Raw genomic sequence first — 17,520 nt, 5'->3', positions numbered from 1 at the left:
CCCTGTACGTACGGACACCAGGAGCGACCATGAGCGCTGTGCAACCCGCTGGAGGACCGAGCTCGGCGGGTCGTTCCTGGCCCGAGGTGCTGAACGCCCTGCTGGAGGGCCGCGACCGTAGCGCCGACGACACGGCGTGGGCGATGGACCACATCATGCGCGGCGAGGCCACCGACGCCCAGATCGCCGGCTTCGCGGTCGCGCTGCGGGCGAAGGGCGAGACCGTCGAGGAGATCTCCGGCCTCGTCCGCGCCATGTACGCGCACGCCAACCTCATCGAGGTGCCCGGCCCGTCCGTCGACCTCGTCGGCACGGGCGGCGACGGTGCCAAGACCGTCAACATCTCCACCATGTCGGCGATCGTCGTCGCCGGTACGGGCGCCAAGGTCGTCAAGCACGGCAACCGCGCCGCGTCCTCCGCCTCCGGCTCCTCCGACGTGCTGGAGAAGCTCGGCGTCAACCTGGACCTCACCCCCCGGCGGGTCGCCGAGGTCGCTGAGGAGGCGGGCATCACCTTCTGCTTCGCGGTGAGGTTCCACCCGGCGCTGCGCCATGTGGCGGCGGCCCGCAAGGAGCTCGGCATCCGCACCACGTTCAACTTCCTCGGGCCGCTGACCAACCCCGCGCGGGTGAAGGCCCAGGCGACCGGCGTCGCCGACGCGCGGATGGCGCCGATCATGGCCGGGGTGCTCGCCGAGCGCGGCTCCTCCGCCCTGGTGTTCCGCGGCGACGACGGACTGGACGAGCTGACCACCACGGCCACCTCGAAGGTGTGGGTCGTCCGGGACGGCGCGGTGCGCGAGGAGGCGTTCGACCCCCGCGACGTGGGCATCGACCTGGTGCCGGTGGAAGCGCTGCGCGGCGCGGACGCCTCGTACAACGCGGACGTGGCGCGCCGGCTGCTGGCCGGCGAGACCGGGCCGGTACGGGACGCGGTGCTGCTCAACGCGGCGGCGGCGCTGGTGGCCCTGGAACCGTCGGACGCGCCGCTGGCCGAGCAGATCCGGGCGGGCATGGCGAAGGCGGCCGAGGCGATCGACTCCGGCGCGGCGCGGGCGGTGCTGGAGCGGTGGGTGGCGGCCAGCCACCGCTGAGTGTGACGCCAGGCGTGTGACGCAAGGCGCAGTCCCGGATGCCGGACTGCGCCTTGCGCATGTCGAGACGTATGGCAAGATGCCTTTCAAGGTCATGAGTGACAGCGACTACGGCCCCGGCCCGCTGTCCGGCAACCCTCCGTCCGTGGCGGGGTGCCCCGGGTGAAGACCAGGTCGCAGGCAGCGAGGTCTGCGGCAAGCGCGGACCCCTGCACACCCTGGGGTCCTGGTCCTCAAGGGAGCAGTCTCGTGAGCAAGCGAATGCGATAGGGCGTATCGCCCCTTCTTCGGTACCCCCTTTTTCCCCCTTTTCCGGTGTTCGCGCACCGCACCGTGACGTCTCCGACGCGTCCGCGCACCCGGAATTCGCCTGCTTCGTACGGGAGTTCGCCATGTCCGTCACCACCATCGCCGCCGACCGGTCCGTTTGTGCCCCGCTGCCCGTCCTGGGACGGGACGTCACCGTGCCGCTCGTCACCGGGGGCGAGGTCACGTACGCCGCGCTCGACTACGCCGCCAGCGCGCCGGCCCTCCAGCGGGTCTGGGACGACGTGGCCGCGTACGCGCCGTACTACGGCAGCGTGCACCGGGGTGCCGGGTACCTGTCGCAGCTGTCGACCGACCTGTTCGAGAACAGCCGCGCCGCGGTGTCGGAGTTCCTGGACTGCCGCGAGAGCGACCAGGTGGTCTTCACCCGGTCGACGACCGACTCGCTGAACCTGCTGGCCGGGGCCCTGCCCGCCGGCTGCCAGGTGTTCGTCTTCGAGACCGAGCACCACGCCTCGCTGCTGCCCTGGAGGGACGCGCGGGTCACCTACCTCAACGCGCCCCGTACGCCCGGTCAGGCGGTCGAGACGCTGGAACGGGCGCTCGCCGACCGGGAGCCCTACGGCCCCGCCCTGGTCTGCGTCACCGGCGCGTCCAACGTCACCGGTGAGCTGTGGCCCGTGCGGGAGCTGGCCGCCGCCGCCCACGCCCACGGCGCCCGCATCGTCCTGGACGCCGCGCAGCTCGCCCCCCACCACCCCCTCTCCGTACGGGAGCTGGACGTCGACTGGGTGGCGTTCTCCGGGCACAAGCTGTACGCCCCGTTCGGCTCCGGCGTCCTCGCCGGACGCGCCGACTGGCTGAAGGACGCCGAGCCGTACCTGGCCGGCGGCGGCGCCTCCCGCAAGGTGGCGCGGCGCGCCGACGGCGGGGTGGACGTCGAGTGGCACACCACCGCCGCCCGCCACGAGGCCGGCTCGCCGAACGTCATCGGCGTGTACGCCATCGCCTCCGCCTGCAAGGCGCTCACCGAGGCCGGGTTCGACGCCCTCGTGGCGCGCGAGCAGCACTTGATCGGCAAGGTCCACGAAGGGCTCGCCGAGGTGCCCGAGGTGAAGGTGCTGTCGCTGTTCGGCGACGAGGCTCCCCGCGTGGGCGTCATCTCGTTCGTCGTGAAGGGCTGGAACAGCTCGCACTTCGCGGCGGCGCTGTCCGCCGAGTACGGCATCGGGGTGCGCGACGGGCTGTTCTGCGCCCACCCGCTGGTGCGCACCCTGCTCGGCGGCGAGCGCGAGGACGTCGGCGAGTGCGGCGCGCCCGACGGCGGGACCACCGCGCTCAACGCCATCCGGGTCAGCTTCGGGGCGGGGACGCCGGACGAGCACGTCGACCGGTTCGTTCGGGCCGTGAAGGAGCTCGTCCGGGACGGGGCGCGCTGGAACTACCGTACGGAGGACGGGCGTTGTGTGCCCGACCGCGGCTAGGGCCCGTCTCCCGGGCCAGGCCGGATCAGGGAGCGGGGTCTGGTGCGTGTGATCGCAAGGCGGAGGAGGGAGTCATGGCGGAGCCATGCCGACCGACGACAACGCCGCGAGCGCGCGTGCCAGGGCACGCGAGCCCGGCCGGGTCCGGGAGACGGGCCCTGAGCCGGGTGCCCACCAGGACCGTGCGCAGCGCCCGCTCGGCGGCGTCCGCGAGCAGCTCGGCGGCACGGTCCAGGGCCTCTGACAGAGGTACGGGTCCGGGCGCGATCGACTCGTAGGCGTCGAGCCCCGCGTCCTGCGCCCCGGGCCCCAGCGTGCCGGCCAGCGCGAGGACCGGGACGCCCGCCTCCCGGGCCCGCCGGGCCACCTCGCCCGGGACCTTGCCGCGCACGGTCTGGGCGTCCAGGGCGCCCTCGCCGGTGATCACCAGGTCGGCGTGACCCAGCCGGGCACCCAGGTCCAGCCCGTCGAGGAGCACCTCGAAGCGCGGGAGCAGCCGGGCGCCCACCGCCGCGAGCCCCGCGCCCAGCCCGCCCGACGCCCCGGTGCCGGGCGCTCCGCGCAGGTCCACGCCCGGGGCGAACGCCGCCGTCAGCGCGGCCGCCCACCGCTCCAGGGCGGCCGACAGCTCCTCGCACTGCGCCGGGGTGGCGCCCTTCTGGGGGCCGAAGACCCGGGCCACGCCCCGCTCGCCGCACAGCACGTTGTACGGGTTGCACGCCACCAGCAGCTCGGCCTCCGCCAGCCGCGCATCGAGCCCGCTCGCGTCGATGACCGCCAGCCGGGACAAGGCCCGCCCCCCGTACGGCAGTTCGCCCCCGCCCGCGTCCAGCAGCCGGACGCCCAGCGCCTGGAGCGCGCCGGCGCCCCCGTCCGACGTCCCCGAGTCGCCGCAGCCGACCAGGACGCGCCGGGCGCCCGCGTCCAGGGCGGCGCGGATCAGCTCGCCGACGCCGTACGTGGTCGTGGCGCCCGGGTCCCGGCGGCCCCGCGGCACCAGGGCCAGCCCCGCCACGGCGGCCATCTCCACCACCGCCGAGCCGTCCCCGAGGAGCGCGAAGTGGGTGTCGACCGGATCGCCCAGCGGGCCGGTGGCCACCCGGGACACCAGCCGCCCGCCCGTCGCGGCGGCCAGCGCCTCCGCCGTACCCTCACCCCCGTCGACCAGCGGGATCAGGTCCAGCTCGGCGTCCGGCAGGACCCGCAGCACCCCTTCGGCGATGGCCTCGGCGGCCTGCCGCGCGGACAGGGACTCCTTGAAGCCGCTGGGCGCGACGGCGATGCGGTACGAGGGGGACGAGTGGCTCATGGGCGGGTCTCCAGGAGGACGGGCACGCCGAGCAGCGGCCAGACGGTCAGGGCGAACAGCAGGACCAGGCCCGCCGTGAGCGGCGCGAGCACCGCCGACAGCCGCAGCAGGTCACGCGGGGTGTAGGTGGGCACGCCGTCGGGGACGTCGGAGAAGAGGGCGACCGGCTTCGCCGACGCGGGCAGTGTGTGGCAGAAGCCCGCCGCAGCCGTCGAGGCGAGCGCGGCGGCGACCGGGTTGACGCCCGCCGCGGCCGCCGCCACGACCACCAGCGGCACGAGCACCGACGAGCGGGCCGAGCGGGACTGGAGCACCAGGTGCGCCGCCGTGCTGACCACCACGACGACGGTGAGGAACAGCCATGGCGGCGCGTGCACCGGCAGCCCGGCCACCAGCCACTTCGCGGCGCCCGAATCGGCGAGGGCCACGCCCATCGCCATCGTCGCCGCCATGAACAGCAGCAGCGGCCACGGCACGGTCTTCAGCCCGTCCTTGAGCCGTACCGTCCCCAGCGCCGGCGACGCCGCCACGATCGCGCCGATCAGCGCGACCACGGCCGGTGACACCCGGTGCAGCGGCTCGCTGCACCACAGCACCACCACGGTGGCCAGCAGCAGCGCGCAGCGCGCCTCTGCGGTGGAGAGCGGGCCCGTGACGGGTGTGGCGGAGTGCGCCTCGATGTCGGCGGGGGTGATGTGCACCGGGCCGCGACGGTCGGCCCGCGAGGTGGTGGTGAGCAGCACGGCCTCGGCGGCCAGATGGGACGACACGATCGCGAGCGGCAGGCCGAGCAGCAGCCACTGCACAAAGCCCAGCCGCTGCCCGGTCTGCTCCCACAGCACATTGACGGTGATCAGATGCGCGCCCGCGCCGATCAGCGTGGCCACGGCGGACAGCAGCACCACCGTCGGGAACAGCAGCGCCAGCATCACCACCAGTCGCTCACGGCCGGCCAGAACCTTGGCCAGTGCCAGGAACACCGGCAGCGCGAGCGCGGCCCGCCCCGAGGTGGCCGGGACGGCGAACGACGTGACGACGAGCGCGGCGGTGGTCAGGTGCACCAGCTGGCGGACCGTCCGGGCTCCGCTGACCAGGAAGGCCGCCGCCCGGCCCGCGAGCCCGGTCCGGGTGACCGCGGCCGCCAGGACGAACGCGCAGATCAGCAGCCAGATCGTCTCGTCGCCGAGCGTGGCGAACAGGGTCTCACTGCTGATCACCCCCGTCGCGGTGAGCGCGAGGCCCGCGCCGAGTGCGATGTACGTGTCGTCGACGGGGGTGGCGATCCAGGCGACGGTGGCGAGCACGAACACGGCCAGGGTCAGCCGCGCCTCGCCACCGAGGCCGGGGAACCGGGACGGCAGGGCCAGCAGCGCGCACACCCCGAGCGCACCGCCGAGCCATGCCGCCCGGCTGAGGGAGAGGGTCACGATGATCAGTCTGGGTACGGGCCGTGAGTCCCCCATGAGCGCTCTGTGAAGGAAAACTCATCTACGGCAGGCGGTAACCCATACCCCGCACCGTCTCAAGTCGCCGCGCGCCCAGCTTCTTCCGCAGATTCCGTACGTACACGTCCACGATGTTCGAGCCGGGGTCGAAGTCGTACCCCCATACGTGGGACAGGATCTGCTCCCGCGACAGCACCTGCCCGGGATGCCGCAGGAAGAGCTCCAGCAGCACGAACTCACGAGCCGTCAGGTCCACCGTGCGCTGCTCCGCCCGGGCCCGGCGCGTACGCAGGTCCAGGCTCAGGTCGCCGCTGCGCAGCACCGTCACCTCGGGCGCGCGGGCGGCGGTGCGCAGCCGGAGCCGTACCCGCGCCAGCAGCTCCTCGAAGCGGAACGGCTTGGTCATCCAGTCGTCCGCGCCGCCCTCCAGGCCGGCCACCGTGTCCCGTACCGAATCGCGTGCCGTCAGCACGATCACCGGCAGCGTCACCCGGGCCTCGCGCAGCTCCCGCAGCACGGTGAAACCGTCCCGACCCGGCAGGCCGATGTCCAGCACCATCAGGTCGAAGCCGCCGGTGACGGCGTAGTCGAGGGCGCTGTCGCCGTCGGCCGCGACAGTGGTGGTGAAGGCGTTGGCGCGCAGCCCCTTCTCGACGAAGGAGGCGATCCGCTCCTCGTCCTCGGCGATCAGAATCCGGTTCACCCGTCCTCCTCCAGTACGAGTACGAAGGTGGCGCCGCCACCCTCGGTCGCGCGCAGTTCCACGCGGCCGCGGTGGCCCTCGGCGATGGCCTTCACGATGGACAGCCCGAGCCCGGCGCCGCCGCCCGCACGGGTGCCCCGCCGGGCCGTGCCCCGCCGGAACCGCTCGAAGATCACGGCGGCTTCCTCGGCCCGCACGCCGGGCCCGGTGTCGGCGACGTACAACTCGATCCGCCCGTCGAGCTCGCGGGAACCGATCCTTATGCGCTGGCCCGGGACGGTGTGCTGGACGGCGTTCTGCGCCAGCTGGACCATCGCCTGCGTGATGCGCTGCGGGTCCAGCTCGGCCTCCCGGTCGGCCACCCCGTCCAGGACCCACTCGCGCTCGCCCAGCGCCCGCGCCTTCACGAACACGTCGGCGGTCAGCTCGCCGAGCTGGACCGGCTCGGGCGTGACGAAGTCGGGGCGCTCCGCCTTGGCGAGGAGCAGCAGATCCTCGACGATCCGGCTCATCCGGTCCAGCTCGTCGGTGACCAGCCGGATCGTCTCCGCCTGCTCGGCCGGGTCGTCGCCCATCAGCTCCAGGTGGCCGCGCACGATCGTGATGGGCGTACGCAGCTCGTGGCCGGCGTCGTCGACGAACTGGCGCTGCGCCGCGAACGCCCGCTCCAGCCGGTCCAGCATCGCGTTGAACGTCTCGGCGAGCAGGGCGATGTCGTCCCGCCCCTGCACCGGGATGCGACGGGTCAGATCCTGCTCGGTGAGCTGCGCGGCGGCCCGGCGTACCAGGCGTACGGGGGCGAGGATGCGGCCCGCGACCGCCCAGCCGATGCCGGTCGTCATCAGCAGCGCCACCCCCGAGATGGCGAGCTGGGTACGGAACGCCTCGGCGGCGATGGCCTGCTCGTTGTCCGCGTGGAACGCCACGACGAACGCGCCCGGCACGGCGCGCCCCGCCGGCTGGATGGGCACCTTGGCCCACCGCACCTCGCCCTGCGGGCGGTCCAGGGTGCCGGAGCGGGCGGGTGAGGCGAAGATCCGGGCGAGCGCGTCCCGGTCGCGGTGCAGGGCGGCACCACTGGTGTCCCGCGGCTGCCGCAGCACGGCGGGGACGCCTTTGGGCCCCTGGGTCAGGCCGAGCAACTCCTCGTCGGGGTCGGAGTACTGGCGCTGGAGGAACACCTCCAGCAGGCGGCGCGGCTCGGTGAACTCGGCGCCCGTGTCGGGATCCACGCCCTGCTCGACGAAGTTGGCGAACTCGCGGGTCTCCTGGGTCAGCAGCTGGCTGATCCGGTGGTCCACGTCGCGCAGCAGGATGGACCGGGTCGTCATCGCGACGGCGACCAGCGCCACGGCCATCACCAGCAGCAGCCACAGCAGGATCCGTACGCGGGCCGAGACGCGGCGGTCAGTTCTCGTCACCGGCGTCGTCACCGAGGTCGTCATCGTCGTCGTCCCCCGCGGTGGCCGGCGGCCCCGGCACGACGGTGTCGGTGGGCATGGTCCGCGGCGCGGGCGGCGTCCCGCTCGGCGCACGCTGCTGCGTCGCACTCGGCACCGGAACGCCGGTGGGAGTCCTGCCGGGGCCTGCGCTTGTGCCCGCGCCCGTGCTCGGGCCCGGCGTCCGGCTCGGCTCCGCGCTCGACCCCGTACTCCCGGCCGGCCGGGGCGTGGTCGTGCCCAGCTCCACCTCGGGCGGCACCATGGGCGCCTCTGGCGTATCGGTCAGCGTGTAGCTGGTCGCGGCGATGCCGAGCGGGATGGCGACGACCGCGGCGAGCGTCACCATGCGTTGGGAGAAGGCCATGCCCCCATCCTGGTCGCGGCGCGCGCACCCGTGAATGAGCGCCGGATGAAGGCTCCTTCATAAACCGCCCGGGTTCCTCACGGGGCCGCCCATGCGCGTCCGCGCACCGTTGGGTCCGCTCCGTGGCCGTGTCCGCCCAGGCCCCCTGGGCGGGACCGCTCGCGACGTCATCCGTCCGGGTGACGCCCCGCCCCTGGGCGTGGCCGCCAACGGATCGTGGCCCCGCCGGGAGGCGTTACGCGTCGAGGCCGATCGCGAACGCGGCTTCCAGGTCGTGCTGGGAGTACGTGCGGAACGCCACGTGCGTGTCCGTCGCCTCGACGCCCGGGATCTTGCTGATCCGGCCGGGGATGACGTCCGCCAGGTCGTCGTGCCGGGCCACGCGGACCATGGCGATCAGATCGTACGTACCCGTGACGGAGAAGACCTCGCTGACGTTCTCCAGCGCGGCGATCGACTCGGCGATCTCGGGGATGCGGTCCACGCTGGTCTTGATGAGCACGATCGCGGTGATCACGGCTGTCCTTCTCCCTCGGTGGCCGCTGGGTGGGCCTTCACTCTAGCCCCCCGGCCGAAGCGCACCCACGCGTACAGGAACCCCAGGCAGAAGCCCACCACGTGCGCCAGGTACGCGACGCCGGGGCCGCTGTCGGCGCCCCGGGCGGCCAGCCACTGCAGGACGAACCAGAAGATCAGCACGATCCAGGCGGGAAAGCGCAGCGGCAGGAAGAAGAGGAACGGGAAGAGGCTGGTGACCCGTGCCCTCGGGAAGAGGTAGAGGAACGCGCCGAGCACCCCCGAGATCGCCCCCGACGCCCCCACCAGGGTCTGGTCCGAGTGCGCGTGCGCCGCCGCGTACGCGAGGAGGGCGAGGCAGCCGGAGCCCGTGTAGAAGAGGGCGAACTCCAGGTGCCCCAGCCGCTCCTCGGCCATCGCGCCGAACACGTACAGAAAGAGCATGTTGCCGAGCAGGTGCAGCCAACTGCCGCTCACGAACAGGGCGGTCAGCGGGGTGAGCAGCGCGTGCGGGGAGCCGCTCAGCAATTCGGTGGGGACGATGCCCCAGCGGCGGAAGTACGCGCTCTGGGCGGCGAGCAGCGTGTCACCCGTGCCGTACGAGGGGTTCAGCCCGGACACCGGACTGATCAGGAAGATCAGGAAACAGGCGCCGATCACGGCGTACGTCACGGTCGGTCCGCGCCAGGCGATCATGGACAGATCATGACGTAAACGGAGGGAGCGGGACAGGGTGCCTCGCCGCGCACGGGGGTACCCGCGAGGCCGTAGGGTTACGGGACGTACACCCGCAGTTCGACGGCGCACCGCGGCTCCCGCACCCGGCACCATGGAAGAGGACGGAACGATGACGACGGTTCCCCTGCCGACCGCGACGACCCGCTGGCGCTGCACGCTCTGCGGCAATCTGACGCGTTTCGACGTCACACGGTCGTCGAAGGTCGTGGAGTACGTCCATCTGGACCTCGCGGGCGAGCCCACGGTGGAGGAGCGCGAGGTGGTCAGTGAGACCATCGAGTCGGTCCGCTGCCGCTGGTGCAACGCGGTGGACCAGATCGAGCTGGTGGACAGGCCGGGCACCGCTTCCTGAGGAACCGGGAGCGGCCCGGCGGGCCAAGACGGACGGGTAGTGGGGTGACGAATCGTGGAGCAGCCCGCCAGCGGCGCTGAGCCGGCCGGTGCGGCCGGTGGCGCCGCCGAGGCGCTCGACCGCCCGCTGCCCGAAGGGGTACGGCGCCGGGTCGTCGCGCTCGTCTCGGACGCCTTCGGCGGCCTGACGGTCGCGGAACTGCCCGCGCAGCTGCGCCAGTACGCCCGGTTCACCCCGTCCCGCCGGGCCAGGTTCGCGGGCAACGCGATGGCGGCCGCGCTGGAGGGCGACGCGCTGTTCCGGCAGCGGATCGGCGAGCGCCTCAAGGAGCGGCAACCGGAGCTGGCCGGCGCGGTCGAGTCCGGTTCGCCCCCGGCCGCCGCCGACCCGGTGGACGTGGCCGCGGCGGCCTATGTGCTGCGCCCCGCCGGCTGGGTCAAGCTGGTCGCCGCCGCCGGCGAGGAGGCCCAGCGCGCCGACGCCGAACGCGCCGACGAGGCCGGCCGGCGGGAGCTGGAGCGGCTGCGCGCCGATCTGGCCGAGGCCCGCGCGCAGACCAAGGCCGAGACCGAGCGGCTGCGTACGGAGCTGGACGTGGCGCGCAAGGAAGCCGAATCGCTTCAGCGCAAGCTGCGCAGCGCCCAGAGCGATGTGAAGCGCGGCGAGGCGGCCCTGCGCCGCAGCCAGGCGGACATCGACACCGTCCGCGCCGAGGCGGCCGCCCAGGTCTCCGCCGCGGAGAGCGAGACCCGGCGCCTCAAGGCCCGCCTCAGTGAGGCGGAGGCCGCACTGGAGGCCAGCCGCCGGGCCGCCCGCGAGGGCCGCTCCGTGGAGGACATGCGGCTGCGGCTGCTGCTGGACACCGTCCTGGAGTCGGCGCAGGGGCTGCGCCGCGAGCTGGCCCTGCCGCCCGTCTCCGTACACCCGGCGGACACCGTCGACGCGGTGGAGCCGGGCCGGATGTCGCCCAAGGACATCGCGGCCCGTGCCCTGTCGGAGACCGACCCGGCGCTGCTCGACCAGTTGCTGGCGCTGCCGCAGGCGCATCTGGTCGTGGACGGCTACAACGTCACCAAGACCGGCTATCCGACCATGCCGCTGGAGAAGCAGCGGCTGCGGCTGCTCGGCGGCCTGTCGGCGCTGGCGGCCCGCACGGGCGCCGAGGTCACCTGTGTCTTCGACGGCGCGGAGCTGGCCGCTCCGGTGCTGCTCGCGCCGCCGCGCGGGGTGCGGGTGCTGTTCTCCAAGCCGGGCGTGACGGCGGACGAGCTGATCCGCCAGCTGGTACGGGCGGAGCCGCCGGGCCGGCCGGTCGTCGTGGTCTCCACCGACCGGGAAGTCGCCGACGGCGTCGCGAAGTCGGGCGCCAGGCCCGTCGCGTCCGCCTTGCTGCTGAAGCGGCTTTCGCGCATCTCATAACTCCTGGGCGTAATGCCCGATTTCGGGAAACGTACCGTCAAGTGCCCATGACGCAGCGTGGACTGTGTGCAAAGAATGTGGCTCCTGAGCGAGATTTTTCGCATGAGGATTTGAACTGATCACAAGATGGTCACTAGGGTCTGGCCTCGAACCTCCGCGCGGTTGATCACTCATCGGGAGTGGCAGCGGAGGAACCGCCTAATTCCGTGCGGTTCGGCCTGTTTCGCGGGGGAGCCGGACATCACGCGCGGAGCCGGGGCCCCGACCCCAAGCCCGGCAGGCGGCAGCATGAGGAAGAAGGAGCTCGCCTCCGTGGCGTCCCACCGTCGTCCCAAGCAGCCCAGCCGCGCCCGCGTGACCGTGCTCACCGCGACCGCCGCCGCTGCCGTCGCCCTGTCCTCCCAGGCCGCTCAGGCAGACCCCAAGCCGAGCAAGAGCGAGGTCAAGGCCAAGGTCGACAAGCTCCACCACGAGGCCGAGGCCGCCACCGAGCAGTACAACCTCGCCGACGAGCAGCGCGGCAAGCTCCAGAAGGAGGTCGACGCCCTCCAGGACAAGGTCGCGCGCGGCCAGCAGGAGCTCAACGAACTGCGCGACAGCCTCGGTTCGGTGGCCACCGCCCAGTACCGCTCCGGTGGCATGGACCCCTCCCTCCAGCTCCTGCTCTCCTCCGACCCGGACAGCTACCTCGAGAAGGCGTCCGCCGTGGACGCCATCAGCGCCAAGCAGGCCGAGACCCTGGAGACCATCCAGGCCAAGCAGCGGGCCCTGGCGCAGGAGCGGGCCGAGGCGACCGCGAAGCTCGCCGGCCTCGAGGACGTACGCAAGACCCTCGCCGAGAAGAAGAAGGCCTACCAGGGCAAGCTCGCCGAGGCGCAGAAGCTGCTCAACACCCTGACCGCCGAAGAGCGGGCGAAGATGCAGGAGGAGGAGCAGCGCGCCAGCCGCGCCGCCAGTGAGCGCGTCGACCTCGGCAACGAGGTCCCCGCCTCCCAGCGCGGCGCCGCAGCCCTCGCCGCCGCCGACACCCAGGTCGGCAAGCCGTACATCTCCGGCGCCGAGGGCCCCAACGCCTACGACTGCTCGGGCCTGACCCAGTGGGCCTACCGCCAGGCGGGCGTGAGCATCACCCGCACCACCTTCACCCAGCACAACGACGGTGTGAAGATCGGCCGCAGCCAGCTCAAGCCCGGCGACCTGGTCTTCTTCAACAACCTCGCGCACGTGGGCCTGTACGCGGGCAACGGCCAGGTGCTGCACGCCCCGAAGCCCGGCACCTTCGTCCGTTACGAGTCGATGGAATGGCTGGGCGACTTCCAGTTCGGCGTACGTATCTGATGCTGCGCGTGCGCGGCTGACGCGCCCGAACCGCGCGCCCGATCGGGTGGTTTACCGCCCTCCAAGCTGACGCTCCGCCCCGCCGGTGACCTTGTGGTCTCCGGCGGGGCGCCGTTGTTCGACGCCCGTACGGTCGCTGGCCGCCGCGTAGTCGCCCGGCTACTGTCTGGCGCGCAACAGCCCGCACAGCCTTACGTCAGCGGAAGGGAGCGCGGTACGTGGCGTCCCATCGCCGGTCCTCGTCATCCTCGTCCTCGGGTCTCTCCCGGAGCGCGAAGGTCACTGTCCTCTCCGCCGCGGCGGCCACCGCCGCCGCCGCGTTCGGCGCCGCCCCGGCGAGCGCCGACCCCGGCACCCCGGTGGAAGTGACCCGCGCCAAGGTCGACCGGCTCTACGAGGAGGCCGAGAAGGCCACCGAGGGGTTCAACAAGGCCGACGAGCGCGCGGACGCCCTGCGCGAGCAGGTGGACCGCGTGCAGGACAGCGTGGCGCGCGGCCAGGAACGGATCAACCGGATGCGCGGCGCGCTGGGCGCCGTGGCGGGCGCGCAGTACCGGTCCGGCGGCATGGACCCCGCCCTCGCGCTGCTCCTCTCCGAGGACCCGGACAGCTACCTCGACAAGGCCGCCGCCCTCGACCGCATCAGCGAGCGGCAGGCGAGCGCCCTCACCGAACTCCGGCGCGCCCAGCGCGGCCTGGCCCAGCAGCGCGCCGAAGCCGGCCGGATGCTCACCGAACTGGAGCGCAGCCGGGCCGCCGTGGCCCTCCACAAGCGCACCGTCGAGCGCAAGCTCGCCCAGGCGCGTGCGCTGCTCAACTCCCTCCCGTCCGACGAGCGCGACGCCTACGACCGGGCCTCCCGCTCCGGCCGCGACGACCTCCCGCCGCCGGGCGACGGGACCGTGTCCGGCCGGGCGGCCGCCGCGGTGGCCGCGGCCCGCTCAGCCGTCGGCAAGCCGTACGTGTGGGGCGCCAACGGCCCCTCCGGCTTCGACTGCTCGGGCCTGATGCAGTGGTCGTACGCGCAGGCGGGCGTCGGCCTCCCCCGCACCTCCCAGGCCCAGCGCAACGCCGGGCGGCACGTCCCGCTGTCCGAGGCGCGCCCCGGCGACCTGGTGACCTACCGGGACGACGCCAGCCACGTCGGGATGTACATGGGCAACGGCCAGGTGGTGCACGCCCCGTACCCGGGCGCGCCGGTGCGCTACGACCCGGTCGGCATGATGCCCGTCTCGGCGGTCACGCGGGTCTGACCTACCATCGGGAGAATGTCGGTCCGGAGGCGTGCGGCAGTGGCGGCACTCGGCCTGTCGCTGCTCGTCGGCGGCTGCACGGCCCGGGAACCGGCGCCCGACACGGCCGGCGTCCGGGCGGCGGTGGACCGGCGGGCCGCCGAGGTCCTGGCCGGGGAGCTGGCCGACGTACCGCTCGGAGCCTGGTCGTACCGGGTGACGGAGGTACGGCGGGACGGCGACGACCGGGCCACCGCACGCGCCGAGCTGAGCTACCGCATCGCCGGGTACGACAACGGCGCGGTCACCGGCGAGCGGGCGCTGCGGCTCGCGCGGCGGGACGGGCGCTGGTACGTGACGTCCGACCGGCCCGCGAAGGGCGCCGCCCAGCAGCTGTGGGAGCAGGGCGACATCGACGTCGTACGGGGGAAGCGGAGCCTGGTCCTCGGCGTCGGCCAGGACGCGGCGCGGCTCCGGTCCGTCGCGGCGGCCGCCGACCGCGCGGTGCCGGCCGTGTCGGACGCCTGGCCGGAGCGGTGGGCGGGGCGCGTGGTGGTCCTCGTGCCGGGCTCGCTGACGGCGATGGGCGCGCTGCTGGGGGAGCCGGCGGCGGGGTACCGGGGGATCGCGGCGGTCACGACGGGACGGGTCGGCGGTGGGCAGGACGCCCCGGCGGACCGGGTGGTCGTCAACCCGGAGGCGTACGCGGTGCTCGGCGAGTTCGGGCAGCGCTTCGTACTCGCCCACGAGACCACGCACGTGGCCACCCGGACGCACACCTCGGCGGCCACGCCGCTGTGGCTCTCCGAGGGCTTCGCCGACTGGGTCGCCTACCGGGGGACGGGGCGCTCGGCGGAGCAGGCGGCGCCCGAGCTGCGTGACGGGGTCCGAGCGGGCGCCACCCCGGCCGTCCTGCCGACGGACGGCGACTTCTCCTTCGCCGCCGACGCGGCGGGCCTGGCCCGTGCGTACGAGGGCGGCTGGCTGGCCTGCGAGCTGATCGCCGACCGGTGGGGCGAGGCGAAGCTGCGGGCCTTCTACCGGGCGGCGGGGGCGCGGGGCTGGGAGGCCGCCTTGGGCGACGTGCTGGCGACGACCCCGGAGGCGTTCACGGACCAGTGGCGGGGGTACCTGCGGGAGCGGCTGGGGTGACGGCTCAGGTGGTGCTTGCCAGGGCGTGCTGTGTCAGGGCGTGAGCAGGCCCTGCCTGTCCCGGGTGGCCTGTGCCGGCACCGTGGCGTGCTGCTCGCGCAGGCGCGGCTCGGTGACCGTCTGCCGCCACAGGTGCCGGCACGCGATGAAGGTGGCGGCGACGAGCAGCCCGTTGCGTACGCCCAGAAGCACGATGCCCCACAGGTCGCTGTGCACGACGTGGGTGAACCAGATCGGGAACTCCAGCATCGTCACGCCCGTCGCGACCAGCACCATCCGCGCCGGCCGGCGCATCCGGCTGTCGCGGAAGACCAGGCACACGGCCGCCAGCCCGACCAGCCAGACCATGTACTGCGGGCTGATCACCCGGCTCGTGGTGGTGAACAGCAGCACGGCCGCGAACGCCGCGTCGGCGAGCGTCGTCGTACCGAACGCGCGCGCCCGCACCCGCCACACCAGCAGCCAGCCGAACGCCGCCACCGTCAGCGCCAGCGCGGCGGTGGAGACCACCGGCACGTACGGGCCGAGGAACTCGACGGAGCCGTAGTTCAGCAGCACCTGCCCCTCCCAGCCGAAGTTCCGCGCCACGTGGAAGACCAGCGAGCCCAGCGACTCCACCTCCGTGCCCCGGTCCCGCTGGAAGGTGAGGAACGCCAGCGCCCCCGGCATCGCCGCCGTGCAGGCCAGCAGCACGGCCGCACCCGTGACCGCCGCGGCCGTCCAGGAGCGGACGGTCACCCGGCCGCGCCGGGCGCCCGCCAGCAGCAGCGCCGGCCACACCTTCAACAGCGCGCCGAACCCGGCCAGCGCGCCCAGCACGCGCGGGTGCCGGACGCCGGCCAGCAGCGCGGCGACGGCGACGGCGGTGACCATCAGGTCGTAGCGCGCGTACGCGGTCGGGCCGAGCAGCGGTACGCCCGCGACCCACACCCAGGCGCCCGACAGACACTTTCCGGGGCGCCGCCCCGCGTACAGGAGCAGGCCGAGGACCAGCGCGTCGCAGACGAAGACGAGGAGGAAGAACGCGGAGGCGTAGTCCAGGAAGGGCAGCAGGCCGGGGGAGAGGATGGCGAGCGCGGCGGCCGGGGGGTACTGCCAGGTGACGTCGTTCAGGGGGTACGTGCCCGTGCGCAGCACGTCGTACCAGCCCTGGTAGATCACCGAGACGTCGGTCGTGATGTCGGGCCCGGGGAGGACGAAGACCTTGAAGACGAGGAGCAGCAGGAGAGTCCTGGTCAGGAGCCATATGCCGATGACTTTGAGCGGGAGCCGGGTGCCGCTGGGGCCCTTCATGCATACCTCTTCGGTCTCGGTGCCGGGCGGGACTGTGCTGAGCGGTGGAGCGGCGCCGTTCGGTACTGTCGGCATGCGATGCACAAGACCTTGATCGTAACCAACGACTTTCCGCCCAGACCCGGCGGGATTCAGGCGTTTCTGCACAACATGGCGCTCAGACTCGATCCGGAACGGATCGTCGTCTACGCCTCCACGTGGAAGCGCGGCCGGGAGGGCGCCGAGGCGACCGCCTTGTTCGACGCCGAACAGCCCTTCCAGGTTGTCCGGGACCGCACGACAATGCTGTTGCCCACACCACGTGTGACCGCGCGGGCGGCCGGGCTGCTGCGCGAGCACGGCTGCGAGTCGGTGTGGTTCGGGGCGGCGGCGCCGCTGGGCCTGATGGGCCCCGCGCTGCGCCGGGCCGGAGCGAAGCGGCTGGTCGCGACGACGCACGGGCACGAGGCGGGGTGGGCGCAGCTGCCGGGGGCGCGGCATCTGCTGCGGCGGATCGGCGAGGGTACGGACACGATCACGTACCTCGGCGAGTACACGCGCTCGCGCATCGCGGCGGCGCTGACGCCCGGGGCGGCCGGGCGGATGGCGCAGATGCCGCCGGGGGTCGACGAGAAGACCTTCCACCCCGGGTCGGGCGGGGACGCGGTACGGGAACGGCTCGGGCTCACGGACCGGCCGGTCGTCGTGTGCGTCTCGCGGCTGGTGCCGAGGAAGGGGCAGGACACGCTGATCAAGGCCATGCCCGCGATCCTCTCGCGAGTACCGGACGCGGTGCTCCTGATCGTCGGCGGCGGCCCGTACGAGAACGATCTGCGGCGCCTCGCCGCCGAGACGGGCGTGGCCGGATCGGTGCGTTTCACGGGCGCGGTGCCGTGGGAGGAGCTCCCGGCGCACTACGGGGCCGGTGACGTGTTCGCCATGCCGTGCCGGACGCGGCGGGGCGGGCTGGACGTGGAGGGTCTCGGCATCGTCTACCTGGAGGCCTCCGCGACCGGCCTCCCGGTCGTCGCGGGCGACTCGGGCGGCGCGCCGGACGCCGTCCTGGACGGCGAGACGGGCTGGGTGGTGCGGGGCTCCTCCTCGGCGGAGTCCGCCGACCGGATCGTCACGCTGCTGGAGGACCCGGAGCTGCGGCGGAGGATGGGCGAGCGGGGCCGGGCGTGGGTCGAGGAGAAGTGGCGCTGGGACCTCCTGGCGGAAACCCTCAAAACCCTACTCTGACCCCCCGCCCCGGCGGGCTCCCCCCGTTGCGGGCAGTCGCCCCGCCGGGGTCCCCCCCCGTTGTGGGCAGTCGTCCCGGTGCGGTCCCCCCCGTTGTGGGCAGTCGTCCCCACCGGCCCCGCCCCCCGTTGTGGGCAGTCGTCCCGCAGGG

General features: G+C 73.5%; 16 protein-coding genes and 1 riboswitch. Of the genes, 8 read left to right on the top strand and 8 right to left on the bottom strand.

Features of this window, described 5'->3' with window-relative positions:
• Window positions 1-29: 29 nt before the first annotated feature.
• Together trpD and BKD26_RS07775 are read left to right on the top strand one after the other, a co-directional pair.
• Window positions 30-1,094: an anthranilate phosphoribosyltransferase gene (gene trpD, locus BKD26_RS07780; RefSeq protein ID WP_084897089.1), complete on the top strand. Its 1,065-nt coding sequence runs from the start codon at window positions 30-32 to the stop codon at window positions 1,092-1,094.
• A 90-nt stretch (window positions 1,095-1,184) separates the two neighbouring features.
• Window positions 1,185-1,302, top strand: a riboswitch (SAM riboswitch).
• Window positions 1,303-1,486: 184 nt separating this feature from the next.
• Window positions 1,487-2,845, top strand: coding sequence for an aminotransferase class V-fold PLP-dependent enzyme (locus tag BKD26_RS07775; RefSeq protein WP_084897088.1), 1,359 nt, complete (start codon window positions 1,487-1,489; stop codon window positions 2,843-2,845).
• A gap of 25 nt (window positions 2,846-2,870) precedes the next feature.
• On the opposite strand, the gene BKD26_RS07770 is transcribed toward BKD26_RS07775, so the two are convergent.
• The 7 genes from BKD26_RS07770 to BKD26_RS07740 form a co-directional block, all read right to left on the bottom strand.
• On the bottom strand, window positions 2,871-4,154 hold the full coding sequence (locus BKD26_RS07770; protein WP_084897087.1) for a glycerate kinase: 1,284 nt from the start codon (window positions 4,152-4,154) through the stop codon (window positions 2,871-2,873).
• A complete protein-coding gene (locus tag BKD26_RS07765; protein ID WP_084897379.1) occupies window positions 4,151-5,581 on the bottom strand; it encodes an SLC13 family permease in 1,431 nt (476 codons plus the stop codon). Before BKD26_RS07765 ends, BKD26_RS07770 begins: the two co-directional genes overlap by 4 nt.
• Before the next feature lie 61 nt (window positions 5,582-5,642).
• Window positions 5,643-6,302: a response regulator transcription factor gene (locus tag BKD26_RS07760; protein WP_084897086.1), complete on the bottom strand. Its 660-nt coding sequence runs from the start codon at window positions 6,300-6,302 to the stop codon at window positions 5,643-5,645.
• On the bottom strand, window positions 6,299-7,747 hold the full coding sequence (locus tag BKD26_RS07755; RefSeq protein WP_084897085.1) for an ATP-binding protein: 1,449 nt from the start codon (window positions 7,745-7,747) through the stop codon (window positions 6,299-6,301). Before BKD26_RS07755 ends, BKD26_RS07760 begins: the two co-directional genes overlap by 4 nt.
• Window positions 7,710-8,108 (bottom strand): hypothetical protein, encoded by a 399-nt coding sequence (locus tag BKD26_RS07750; RefSeq protein WP_084897084.1) that lies wholly within the window; start codon window positions 8,106-8,108, stop codon window positions 7,710-7,712. The genes BKD26_RS07755 and BKD26_RS07750 overlap by 38 nt, the downstream gene beginning before the upstream one ends.
• Window positions 8,109-8,343: 235 nt before the next feature.
• A complete protein-coding gene (locus BKD26_RS07745; RefSeq protein ID WP_073752170.1) occupies window positions 8,344-8,625 on the bottom strand; it encodes an Lrp/AsnC ligand binding domain-containing protein in 282 nt (93 codons plus the stop codon).
• The gene (locus BKD26_RS07740) at window positions 8,622-9,320 is read right to left on the bottom strand and encodes a rhomboid family intramembrane serine protease (RefSeq protein ID WP_084897083.1); all 699 of its coding nucleotides are present in this window, start codon (window positions 9,318-9,320) and stop codon (window positions 8,622-8,624) included. The genes BKD26_RS07745 and BKD26_RS07740 overlap by 4 nt, the downstream gene beginning before the upstream one ends.
• A gap of 151 nt (window positions 9,321-9,471) precedes the next feature.
• On the opposite strand from BKD26_RS07740, the gene BKD26_RS07735 reads away from it, so the two are divergent.
• From BKD26_RS07735 to BKD26_RS07715, 5 genes are all read left to right on the top strand, one after another.
• On the top strand, window positions 9,472-9,714 hold the full coding sequence (locus BKD26_RS07735) for a hypothetical protein (protein ID WP_084897082.1): 243 nt from the start codon (window positions 9,472-9,474) through the stop codon (window positions 9,712-9,714).
• A 54-nt stretch (window positions 9,715-9,768) separates the two neighbouring features.
• Window positions 9,769-11,133 carry an NYN domain-containing protein gene (locus BKD26_RS07730; protein WP_084897081.1) on the top strand — a complete coding sequence of 455 codons (1,365 nt, stop codon included), beginning with the start codon at window positions 9,769-9,771 and terminating at the stop codon, window positions 11,131-11,133.
• 312 nt (window positions 11,134-11,445) lie between these two features.
• Window positions 11,446-12,471 (top strand): C40 family peptidase, encoded by a 1,026-nt coding sequence (locus tag BKD26_RS07725; RefSeq protein WP_084897080.1) that lies wholly within the window; start codon window positions 11,446-11,448, stop codon window positions 12,469-12,471.
• A 218-nt stretch (window positions 12,472-12,689) separates the two neighbouring features.
• The gene (locus tag BKD26_RS07720) at window positions 12,690-13,724 is read left to right on the top strand and encodes a C40 family peptidase (RefSeq protein ID WP_084897079.1); all 1,035 of its coding nucleotides are present in this window, start codon (window positions 12,690-12,692) and stop codon (window positions 13,722-13,724) included.
• Between the two features lie 15 nt (window positions 13,725-13,739).
• The gene (locus BKD26_RS07715) at window positions 13,740-14,855 is read left to right on the top strand and encodes a hypothetical protein (RefSeq protein ID WP_084897078.1); all 1,116 of its coding nucleotides are present in this window, start codon (window positions 13,740-13,742) and stop codon (window positions 14,853-14,855) included.
• A 33-nt stretch (window positions 14,856-14,888) separates the two neighbouring features.
• Here BKD26_RS07715 and BKD26_RS07710 read toward each other — a convergent pair whose 3' ends face one another.
• Window positions 14,889-16,148: a glycosyltransferase family 87 protein gene (locus tag BKD26_RS07710; protein WP_084897077.1), complete on the bottom strand. Its 1,260-nt coding sequence runs from the start codon at window positions 16,146-16,148 to the stop codon at window positions 14,889-14,891.
• 78 nt (window positions 16,149-16,226) lie between these two features.
• Between BKD26_RS07710 and BKD26_RS07705 the strand changes: the two genes are divergently transcribed.
• Window positions 16,227-17,369: a glycosyltransferase family 4 protein gene (locus tag BKD26_RS07705; RefSeq protein WP_084897076.1), complete on the top strand. Its 1,143-nt coding sequence runs from the start codon at window positions 16,227-16,229 to the stop codon at window positions 17,367-17,369.
• Window positions 17,370-17,520 lie beyond the last annotated feature (151 nt).

The organism is Streptomyces sp. CB03238 (assembly GCF_002099185.1).
Lineage (GTDB): Bacteria > Actinomycetota > Actinomycetes > Streptomycetales > Streptomycetaceae > Streptomyces.
Note: the sequence above shows the minus strand (reverse complement) of the source record. Positions and strands in the feature narration are given on the sequence as shown.

Bases quoted from the DNA above. Each gene is read 5' to 3' on its own strand.
- trpD (WP_084897089.1), top strand. From the start codon at position 30: ATGAGCGCTGTGCAACCCGCTGGAGGACCGAGCTCGGCGGGTCGTTCC.
- BKD26_RS07775 (WP_084897088.1), top strand. From the start codon at position 1,487: ATGTCCGTCACCACCATCGCCGCCGACCGGTCCGTTTGTGCCCCGCTG.
- BKD26_RS07770 (WP_084897087.1), bottom strand. From the start codon at position 4,154: ATGAGCCACTCGTCCCCCTCGTACCGCATCGCCGTCGCGCCCAGCGGC.
- BKD26_RS07755 (WP_084897085.1), bottom strand. From the start codon at position 7,747: ATGACGACCTCGGTGACGACGCCGGTGACGAGAACTGACCGCCGCGTC.
- BKD26_RS07750 (WP_084897084.1), bottom strand. From the start codon at position 8,108: ATGGCCTTCTCCCAACGCATGGTGACGCTCGCCGCGGTCGTCGCCATC.
- BKD26_RS07740 (WP_084897083.1), bottom strand. From the start codon at position 9,320: ATGATCGCCTGGCGCGGACCGACCGTGACGTACGCCGTGATCGGCGCC.
- BKD26_RS07735 (WP_084897082.1), top strand. From the start codon at position 9,472: ATGACGACGGTTCCCCTGCCGACCGCGACGACCCGCTGGCGCTGCACG.
- BKD26_RS07715 (WP_084897078.1), top strand. From the start codon at position 13,740: ATGTCGGTCCGGAGGCGTGCGGCAGTGGCGGCACTCGGCCTGTCGCTG.
- BKD26_RS07710 (WP_084897077.1), bottom strand. From the start codon at position 16,148: ATGAAGGGCCCCAGCGGCACCCGGCTCCCGCTCAAAGTCATCGGCATA.
- BKD26_RS07705 (WP_084897076.1), top strand. From the start codon at position 16,227: ATGCACAAGACCTTGATCGTAACCAACGACTTTCCGCCCAGACCCGGC.